This window comes from Kitasatospora sp. NPDC057500, assembly GCF_042802195.1.
Taxonomy (GTDB): domain Bacteria; phylum Actinomycetota; class Actinomycetes; order Streptomycetales; family Streptomycetaceae; genus Kitasatospora.
Map to the genome: position 1 here is coordinate 1 of NZ_JBHVER010000280.1, position 8,461 is coordinate 8,461.

The following is an 8,461-nucleotide window of genomic DNA, read 5'->3' on the forward strand; positions in this document are numbered from 1 at the left end:
GGGCCCCCTTTTGACGATGCGTCAGGCGCCGCGCAGCACCGCGCCGGTGCGGGCGACGGCCTCGGCGACGGCCGCCTCGCGGGCGGCGCTCGCCTCGTCGGCGGTCAGCGTCCGGTCCGCGGCGCGGAACCGCAGCGCGTACGCCAGCGACTTGCGCCCCTCGCCGACCTGCTCACCGGTGAAGACGTCGAACAGCCGGATCGCCTCCAGCAGTTCGCCGGCCCCGGCGCGCAGCGCGGCCTCCACGTCGGCGGCGAGCACCCCGGCGTCGACGATCAGCGCGACGTCCTGGGTGGCCACCGGGAAGCCGGAGACCGCCGGGCCCTCGACCCGCACGGCGCCGTCGGCGGCCAGCAGGTCCAGGTCCAGCTCCATGGCGCAGGTGCGCTCGGGCAGGCCCATCGCCTTGACGACGCGCGGGTGCAGCTCACCGGCGTGGCCGACCACGCGGTCGGTGCCGGCGACCACCAGCTCGGCGCAGCGGCCCGGGTGCCACGGCATCAGCAGGCCCTGGCGCACGGTGAGCGCGACGCCTGCGGCGCCGGCCACCGTACGGGCGGCCTCGATCGCGTCGGCCCAGGTCGCCGGGGCGCCCTTGCCCCACCAGCCGGACGGCAGCCGCTCGCCGGCCAGCGCGACGGCGACCCGGCGCGGCTGGTGCGGCAGCGCCGCGTCCAGCGCGGCCAGCTCCTCGTCGGTGGGCCGGCGGTCGACGGCCGGGCGCGGGGCGACCGACAGCTCGTCCTTCGGCAGGAACACCGTGCCCGTCTCGAAGACCGCCAGGTCGGTGTTGCCGCGGCCGACGTTGCGGCGCAGCGCCCCGAGCAGGCCCGGCAGCAGCGTGGTGCGCAGCCCCGGCTCCTCGTCGTTGAGCGGGTTGACCAGGGTGACGGTGCGCCGCCGCCGGTCCTCCGGCTCCAGGCCGAGCGCCTCGAAGGAGGCCTCGCCGACGAACGGGTAGTTGTTGACCTCGACGTAGCCCGCGCCGGCCAGCGCGACGCCGACCCGGCGGTGCATCCGCTGCGCCTCGGTCAGGCCCCTGCCCGGCGGGACGGTGGGCATCCGGGCGGGGACGTTGTCGTAGCCCTCCAGCCGGATGACCTCCTCGGCGAGGTCGTACGGGTCCGTGAGGTCGGGGCGCCAGGTCGGCGGGGTGACCTCCAGGACGTCGGCGCCGGCGACCGAGCAGCCGATCTCCTGGAGGCGCCGGGTGACGGTCTCGCGGCCGTACTCGGTACCGGCGACCCGGTCGGGCAGGTCGGCGGCGATGGTGATGGTGCGCACCGGGTGCGGGGCGGCGATGTCGGTGACGCCCGCCTCGGCGGTGCCGCCGGCGATCAGCACCAGCAGGTCGACGGCGCGCTGCGCGGCGGCGCGGGCGGCCTCGGGGTCGACGCCGCGCTCGAAGCGCTTGGACGCCTCGGAGGGCAGCTTGTGCCGCTTGGCGCCGCGGGCGATGGCGACCGGGTCGAAGTGCGCCGCCTCGATGATCACCTCGGTGGTGCCCGGGCCGGCGGCCGGGTCGAGGATCTCGGTGGAGGCGCCGCCCATGACGCCGGCCAGGCCGATCGGGCCGCTGTTGTCGCAGATCAGCAGGTCCTCGGCGGACAGCGTGCGCTTGACGCCGTCGAGGGTGGTGAGGCTCTCGCCCTCCTCCGCCCGGCGGACCGTGATCGGGCCGTCGACGCGCTGCTTGTCGTAGGCGTGCAGCGGCTGGCCGACCTCCAGCATCACGTAGTTGGTGATGTCGACGGCCAGCGAGATCGGGCGGATGCCCGCCTTCTGCAGCCGGCGCTGGAGCCAGATCGGGGACTTGGCGGCCGGGTCGAGGCCGACCACGGTGCGGGCCACGAAGCGGTCGCAGCCGACCGGGTCGTTGACCTTGACCAGGTAGCCGAAGGAGTTGGCGGGCGGCACGTCGAGCAGCGCCGGGTCGGCCAGCGGCAGCCCGTACGCGGCGGCGGCCTCGCGGGCGACGCCGCGCATGGACAGGCAGTAGCCGCGGTCCGGGGTGACGGCGATGTCGAGCACCTCGTCGACCAGCTGGAGCAGCTCGATCGCGTCGGTGCCGGGCTCGTACTCGGGCGGGAGCACGATGATGCCGTTGTGGTCGTCGCCCATGCCGAGCTCGCGGGCCGAGCAGATCATGCCGGCCGAGGTCTGGCCGTAGGTCTTGCGGGCGGAGATCGGGAACGGGCCGGGCAGCACGGCGCCGGGCAGGACCACGACGACCTTGTCGCCGACGGCGAAGTTGCTGGCGCCGCAGACGATCTCCTGCGGCTCGCCGGTGCCGTTGGCGTCGCCGACGTTGACGAAGCAGTGCCGGATCGGCTTCTTGAAGCCGGTCAGCTCCTCGATGGAGAGCACCTCGCCGACCACCAGCGGGCCCTTGAGGTCGCCGCCGAGCTGCTCGACGGTCTCGACCTCCAGGCCGGCGCGGACCAGCCGCTCGGCCACGTCGCGGCCGGTCTCGCCGGCCGGCAGGTCGACGTACTCGCGCAGCCAGGAAAGCGGGACGCGCATCAGATCTCCATCCCGAACGGGAGGGTGAAGCGCACGTCACCCTCGACCATGTCGCGCATGTCGGCGACGTTGTGACGGTTCATCAGGATCCGCTCCAGGCCCAGGCCGAAGGCGAACCCGCTGTAGCGGCTGGGGTCCACGCCGCAGGCGACCAGCACCCGCGGGTTGACCACGCCGCAGCCGCCGAGCTCGATCCAGCCCTCGGAGCCGCAGGTGCGGCAGGGGCGGTCCGGGTTGCCGACCGACTCGCCGCGGCACACGAAGCACTGCAGGTCGATCTCGGCGCTCGGCTCGGTGAACGGGAAGTACGAGGGCCGCCAGCGCAGCTCCAGGCCGTCGCCGATCAGGGTCGAGACCAGCTGCTCGATGGTGCCCTTGAGGTCGGCGAAGGTGATGCCCTCGTCCACCGCCAGGCCCTCGACCTGCCGGAAGACCGGGGTGTGGGTGGCGTCCAGCTCGTCGGTGCGGTAGACCCGGCCGGGGCAGACCACGTAGACCGGGGGCTCGCGGTCCAGCAGGGTGCGGGCCTGGACCGGGGAGGTCTGGGTGCGCAGCACCACGCCGGAGTCGGCGGAGCCGTCCGGGGCCCGGACGAAGAAGGTGTCCTGCATGGAGCGGGCCGGGTGGTCCGGGCCCAGGTTGAGGGCGTCGAAGTTGAGCCACTCGGCCTCGGCCTCGGGGCCCTCGGCGACCTGGTAGCCCATCGCGACGAAGGTGTCCTCGATGCGCTCGGCCAGCGTGGTCAGCGGGTGGCGGGCGCCGCGCGGGACGCGGTCGTAGGGCAGGGTGACGTCCACCGCCTCCTCGACCAGCACGCGGGCGTCCCGCTCGGCCTCCAGCTCGGCCTGCCGCTTGGCGAGCGCCTGGTTGACGGCGCCCCGGGCCTGGCCGATCAGCTTGCCGGCGGCGGCCTTGGCGTGCGGGGGGAGGGCGCCGATCTCGCGGTTGGCGAGGGACAGGGCGGAGCGGTCGCCGGTGTGGGCGACCTTGGCCTGCTTCAGCTCGTCGAGGCTGGTGGCGGCGGCGAACGCGGCGACGGCCTCGTCCCGGGCCGCCTCCACCACCTCGGGCTTGAGGGCCTCGACCTCGACCGGGTCGTACGACTTGTTGGGTGCCGACATCTCTATCTTTCCCGTGCTCCTGCTCGTCCGTGCTCAGGTAAGGGGCTCGTGCCTTCGCGTCACGCCCGGCGTGGCCGGGGCACGGGCAGCCGCTCTCCGAACCGGGGAGGCGGGGTGTCCGCGGCGCGGCCGCGCCGGGCGTTCCACAACGCCAAAGGTCGAGTGTAGTCGCAGCGCGTAGCGCGGCTGCCGTCAAGCCCGTCCGGGGGGCCGACTACAGCATGAAGTCGGGGACCCCGGCGGGCAGGATAAATCGGAACCGGGCACCGCCGCCGGGCGCGCGGTCGACGCGGATCGAGCCGCCGTGGGCCTCCACGATGCCCTTGACGATGTAGAGGCCGAGCCCGGTGCCGCCGCGCTTGGAGCCGCGCCAGAAGCGGGTGAAGACGCGCGGCACCGCCTCCTCGGGGATGCCGCTGCCTTCGTCGCTCACGGTGACCGCTGTGCCTTCCACGATGCGGGGCGGGGTGCCGGGGCGCTCCCAGACGGGGGCCTCGACGACCTCCTTGGCCGGTGCCACCTCGATGGTGACAGTCCCCTCGCCGTGCCGCACGGCATTTTCGAGCAGATTGGCGAGCACCTGGTCGACCTTGTCGGGGTCGGCCCACAGTACGGTGAGCGGCTCGCCGACCCGGATGTCGAAGCGCTCCTCGGGGATTCCGGTGGCGACCTTGCGCTCGACGTGCCGGCGCACGGCGGCGGCCAGGTCGACGACCTGCTTGCGCAGCTCCAGCCGGCCGGCGTCGATCCGGGAGATGTCCAGCAGCTCGGCGATCAGCCGGGTGACCCGGTCGGCGTCGGCGTCCACGGTCTCCAGCATCAGCCGCTTCTGCCCGTCGGTGAACCGCTCCCACTTGGCGAGCAGGGTCGCGGTGAACCCCTTGACGCTGGTGAGCGGCGAGCGCAGCTCGTGCGCGACGGTGGCGATCAGCTCGGCGTGGCTGCGCTCGGTGCGCCGGCGGGCCTCGGTGCCGCGCAGCGCGATCACCAGCCGCTCCAGCGGGCCCCCGGGGTACGGGCGGACGTAGCGGGCGGAGACCAGCACCTCGCGCCCGCCGGGCAGCAGCAGGTTGCGCTCCGGCTGGCCGGTGCGCACCGCCAGGCCGCCGTACGGGTCGGTCAGCTGCCACCAGCGGCGGCCGTCGAGGTCCTCCAACGGCAGGACGTCCTCCAGCGCGCTGCCGAGCGCCGCCTGCGGGACGACTCCGGTCAGCCGGGCGGCGACCCGGTTGAAGCGGACCACCCGGCCCAGGGCGTCGGCGACCACCAGGCCGTCCGGCAGGTCGTCCGGATCGAGCTCTGGCCCGCTGCCGACCATGGGTGTCCTCCCCGATTACCCACCGTGTCTTTCCCCCCACCGAGGCAGACCCTAGCGCCTCGCAGCGCCCTGTAATAGGTCCCGCGGCGAGTTGCCGGCGCGGGTCGGCGCGCGGGTCAGCGCCCGGCGCGGCACCCGCCGGGCGAGCGCTGGGCACGGGCCGAGGCGTAGAGGCAGACGGCGGCGGCGGTGGCCAGGTTGAGGCTCTCGGCGTGCCCGTGGATCGGCACGCGCACGACCTCGTCGGTCAGTGCGCGGGTCTCCTCCGGGAGCCCCCACGCCTCGTTGCCGAACACCCATGCGCCCGGCGCGCCCAGGGTGCCCTCGTCGAGCTCCCGGTCCAGGTCGCGCTCCCCCGCGCCGTCGGCGGCGAGCACCCGCACCCCGGCCTCGCGCAGCCGCCCGATCGCCTCCTCGACCGGCACGCCGACGGCGACCGGGAGGTGGAAGAGGCTGCCGACGGAGGCCCGGACCGCCTTCGGGTTGTAGAGGTCGACGGAGGCGTCGGTGAGCACCACGGCGTCCGCGCCGGCCGCGTCGGCGGTGCGCAGCACGGTGCCGGCGTTGCCGGGGTCGCGCACGTGGGCGAGGACCGCGACCAGCTGGGGGCGGGCGGCGAGGACGTCGGCGAAGGGGGTGTCGATGAACCGGCAGAGCGCGACGATGCCCTGCGGGGTCACCGTGTCGCAGATGTCCGCGATGACCTCGTCGGTGGCGGTCAGCACCGGCAGTCCCTCGGCCAGCGCGGCGTCGACGATGCCGGCGTGCCGCTCGGCGGCCTCCGGCGTCGCGTAGACCTCGACCACGGCGTGCTCGCCGGTGCCCGGCAGCCTGCCGAAGGCGACGGCCTCCCGGACGGCCTGCGGGCCCTCGGCCAGGAAGCGGCGCTCCTTGGTGCGCTGGTTGCGCTTGGCCAGCCGGCGGGCGGCGACGACGCGCGGCGAGCGCAGGGAGGTCAGCAGGGGGGTGTCGGTGCTCGGCATGGTCTCGTTTCCGGAGGCGCTGAAGAGGGGGCAAAGCAGGACCGGACCCGCAGGCGAGCCTGCGGGTCCGGTCAGAGCTCAACCGATCTCGGAAGATCAGGCGGCGTCGGCGGCGGCCTTCGGGGCGTTCACGTCGGCCGGCAGCGCCTTCTGGGCCACCTCGACCAGGGCGGCGAAGGCACCCGGGTCGTTGACGGCCAGGTCGGCCAGCATCTTGCGGTCGATCTCGACGCTGGCGGCCTTCAGGCCCTGCACGAAGCGGTTGTAGGTGATGCCGTTGGCACGGGCCGCAGCGTTGATGCGCTGGATCCACAGCTGACGGAAGTCGCCCTTGCGCTTCTTGCGGTCGTTGAAGTTGTAGACCAGCGAGTGGGTGACCTGCTCCTTGGCCTTGCGGTACAGGCGCGAGCGCTGGCCGCGGTAGCCGCTGGCGCGCTCCAGGATGACCCGGCGCTTCTTGTGGGCGTTGACTGCCCGCTTGACGCGTGCCACTTGATTACTCCTTGAGTTGGACCACGGACTACTTCACGTGGTCCGTCATTCGAATGGGTCGGGAAGGATCAGCTGCCCCGCACTCGGCTCGCGCCGGGCGGGAGGGCGATCACTTGCCGAGAAGCTTCTTGATCTTCTTGGCGTCGGCGGGGGCCAGCTCGATCGTCCCGGCCAGCTTGCGGGTCAGCGTCGAAGGCTTGTGCTCCAGGAGGTGGCGGCGGCCGGCGCGCTCGCGCAGCACCTTGCCAGAGCCACTGATCTTGAAGCGCTTGCTGGCGCCACTGTGCGTCTTCTGCTTCGGCATTTCGCCGTATCTCCTCGTCGGTCCGTCCACGCCCGCGCGGTGTGCGCCGCGCGGGCGTGAAGGATGGATCTGCGGTGACCGGGCGGGCGCCCCGTCACCCTGTGGCCGGTCTCCCGGACCTCCTGACCCGGAAGGTCAGGCGCCCTGGGAGGCCTCGGCCGGCTGCTCGACCGGAGCGGCGGCCTCGGGGGCCTCCACCTCGGTGGCGGCGTCCTGGGCCTCGGCAGGCTCGGCAGGCTCGTCGGACTCGGCGCCGGCGGCGTCGGCGGTCCGGCCCTGGCGCTCGGCCTTGCGGGCGTCCGCGGCGGCGCGGGCCTCGGCCATCGCCTCGGTCTTCTTCTTGTGCGGGCCGAGAACCATGATCATGTTACGGCCGTCCTGCTTCGGCGAGGACTCGACGAAGCCCAGGTCCTGGACGTCGTCGGCGAGCCGCTGGAGCAGACGGAAGCCCAGCTCGGGGCGGGACTGCTCACGACCGCGGAACATGATCGTGATCTTGACCTTGTCGCCCTGCTTGAGGAACCGGACGACGTGACCCTTCTTCGTGTCATAGTCGTGCGGGTCGATCTTCGGCCGGAGCTTCATCTCCTTGATGACCGTGTGCGCCTGGTTCTTGCGCGCCTCACGGGCCTTCATGGCCGACTCGTACTTGAACTTGCCGTAGTCCATGAGCTTGCACACCGGCGGCCGGGCGGTCGCCGCGACCTCGACCAGGTCGAGGTCGTACTCCTGCGCGAGCTCCAGCGCCTTGGCAAGCGGCACGATGCCGACCTGCTCGCCGCTGGGACCGACGAGTCGCACCTCGGGGACGCGAATCCGGTCGTTGATGCGGGGCTCGGTGCTGATGGGGCCTCCTCGGTTGCACCTTCTGCGATGCGGCCGTCGGACGGCGGTCGCACGTAGTGGACTCGACCACTGGGCGGGGCTTCATTCGTGCTGCGCTGTACCCGGCTCCGTTCGGCCGTTCACACCGCGACACGAAAAAAGCCCCGCTCGGTACAAGCGGGGCTCCACACAACCGGGGGCGGCACCCGGTGAGGGGTGCTGCGGCGACCGTCGGCGCACTGGGCGCCCGTCGCGGACCGGACCCGTCGACCGTGAAGCCGATCAGGTGGGAGACTTTCGCGGTTGCCCTCTCGGGCCTCCTGGGTGGAGCCTCCACTTGCTGGCCGGACCTCCGTGAGGACGTCTGGCCGGTCAGTCTCGAAGCATACAGCGCCGGGGGGTCGAACGCCATTCCGCCCCCGCGCCGCCCGGCTTGTACGCTCCCTCTGTACGGACACCGGCACGACGGAACGAGCCCCCCTTGAGCAGCGAGCCCACCCAGAACCCCGCCGCGGACGACGAGGCGATCGGCTTCGACGACCTCACCCGGGACATCGCCGAGGTCCCGGCCGTCGAGGTGATCACCACCGTCGCGGTGCACCTGATGAGCGCCGCCGCCGTGAAGTGCGGCCTCGCCGAGGGCGGCGAGAAGGACAAGGACCTCGACGAGGCCCGCAAGCTCATCACCGCGCTGGCCGGGCTGGTCACCGCCGGGGCCCCGGAGATCAGCAACTTCCACGCCGCGCCGCTGCGCGACGGCCTGCGCTCGCTGCAGCTGGCCTTCCGCGAGGCCTCGGTCGTCCCGGACGCCCCGGGCGCGGGCCCGGGCGAGAAGTTCACCGGTCCGGTCTACTCCTGAGGCACCCGGAGGGGCGGTCCGGCACGGTCGTGCGAC

General features: G+C 73.3%; 8 protein-coding genes. 1 reads left to right on the top strand and 7 read right to left on the bottom strand.

Annotation, left to right across the window (positions count from 1 at the left end):
* Nucleotides 1-21 precede the first annotated feature (21 nt).
* The 7 genes from pheT to infC form a co-directional block, all read right to left on the bottom strand.
* The gene (gene pheT, locus ACFU74_RS34230) at nt 22-2,523 is read right to left on the bottom strand and encodes a phenylalanine--tRNA ligase subunit beta (RefSeq protein ID WP_380763966.1); all 2,502 of its coding nucleotides are present in this window, start codon (nt 2,521-2,523) and stop codon (nt 22-24) included.
* The gene (gene pheS / locus ACFU74_RS34235) at nt 2,523-3,644 is read right to left on the bottom strand and encodes a phenylalanine--tRNA ligase subunit alpha (protein ID WP_380763968.1); all 1,122 of its coding nucleotides are present in this window, start codon (nt 3,642-3,644) and stop codon (nt 2,523-2,525) included. The genes pheT and pheS overlap by 1 nt, the downstream gene beginning before the upstream one ends.
* A gap of 214 nt (nt 3,645-3,858) precedes the next feature.
* Complete coding sequence (locus ACFU74_RS34240) at nt 3,859-4,962, bottom strand: ATP-binding protein (RefSeq protein ID WP_380763970.1); 1,104 nt, start codon at nt 4,960-4,962, stop codon at nt 3,859-3,861.
* 116 nt (nt 4,963-5,078) lie between these two features.
* The gene (locus tag ACFU74_RS34245) at nt 5,079-5,945 is read right to left on the bottom strand and encodes a TrmH family RNA methyltransferase (RefSeq protein ID WP_380763972.1); all 867 of its coding nucleotides are present in this window, start codon (nt 5,943-5,945) and stop codon (nt 5,079-5,081) included.
* Nucleotides 5,946-6,041: 96 nt separating this feature from the next.
* Nucleotides 6,042-6,437 carry a 50S ribosomal protein L20 gene (gene rplT, locus ACFU74_RS34250; RefSeq protein WP_030395970.1) on the bottom strand — a complete coding sequence of 132 codons (396 nt, stop codon included), beginning with the start codon at nt 6,435-6,437 and terminating at the stop codon, nt 6,042-6,044.
* Nucleotides 6,438-6,546: 109 nt separating this feature from the next.
* Nucleotides 6,547-6,741, bottom strand: a complete 195-nt coding sequence (rpmI, locus tag ACFU74_RS34255) for a 50S ribosomal protein L35 (protein ID WP_045701618.1) — start codon at nt 6,739-6,741, stop codon at nt 6,547-6,549.
* A gap of 135 nt (nt 6,742-6,876) precedes the next feature.
* Nucleotides 6,877-7,587, bottom strand: a complete 711-nt coding sequence (infC, locus tag ACFU74_RS34260) for a translation initiation factor IF-3 (protein ID WP_380763975.1) — start codon at nt 7,585-7,587, stop codon at nt 6,877-6,879.
* A 460-nt stretch (nt 7,588-8,047) separates the two neighbouring features.
* Here infC and ACFU74_RS34265 point away from each other — a divergent pair, with 460 nt between their 5' ends.
* Nucleotides 8,048-8,425 (top strand): DUF1844 domain-containing protein, encoded by a 378-nt coding sequence (locus ACFU74_RS34265; RefSeq protein WP_380763973.1) that lies wholly within the window; start codon nt 8,048-8,050, stop codon nt 8,423-8,425.
* The last annotated feature ends 36 nt before the right edge of the window (nt 8,426-8,461 follow it).

Bases quoted from the DNA above. Each gene is read 5' to 3' on its own strand.
- pheT (WP_380763966.1), bottom strand. From the start codon at position 2,523: ATGCGCGTCCCGCTTTCCTGGCTGCGCGAGTACGTCGACCTGCCGGCC.
- pheS (WP_380763968.1), bottom strand. From the start codon at position 3,644: ATGTCGGCACCCAACAAGTCGTACGACCCGGTCGAGGTCGAGGCCCTC.
- ACFU74_RS34240 (WP_380763970.1), bottom strand. From the start codon at position 4,962: ATGGTCGGCAGCGGGCCAGAGCTCGATCCGGACGACCTGCCGGACGGC.
- ACFU74_RS34245 (WP_380763972.1), bottom strand. From the start codon at position 5,945: ATGCCGAGCACCGACACCCCCCTGCTGACCTCCCTGCGCTCGCCGCGC.
- rpmI (WP_045701618.1), bottom strand. From the start codon at position 6,741: ATGCCGAAGCAGAAGACGCACAGTGGCGCCAGCAAGCGCTTCAAGATC.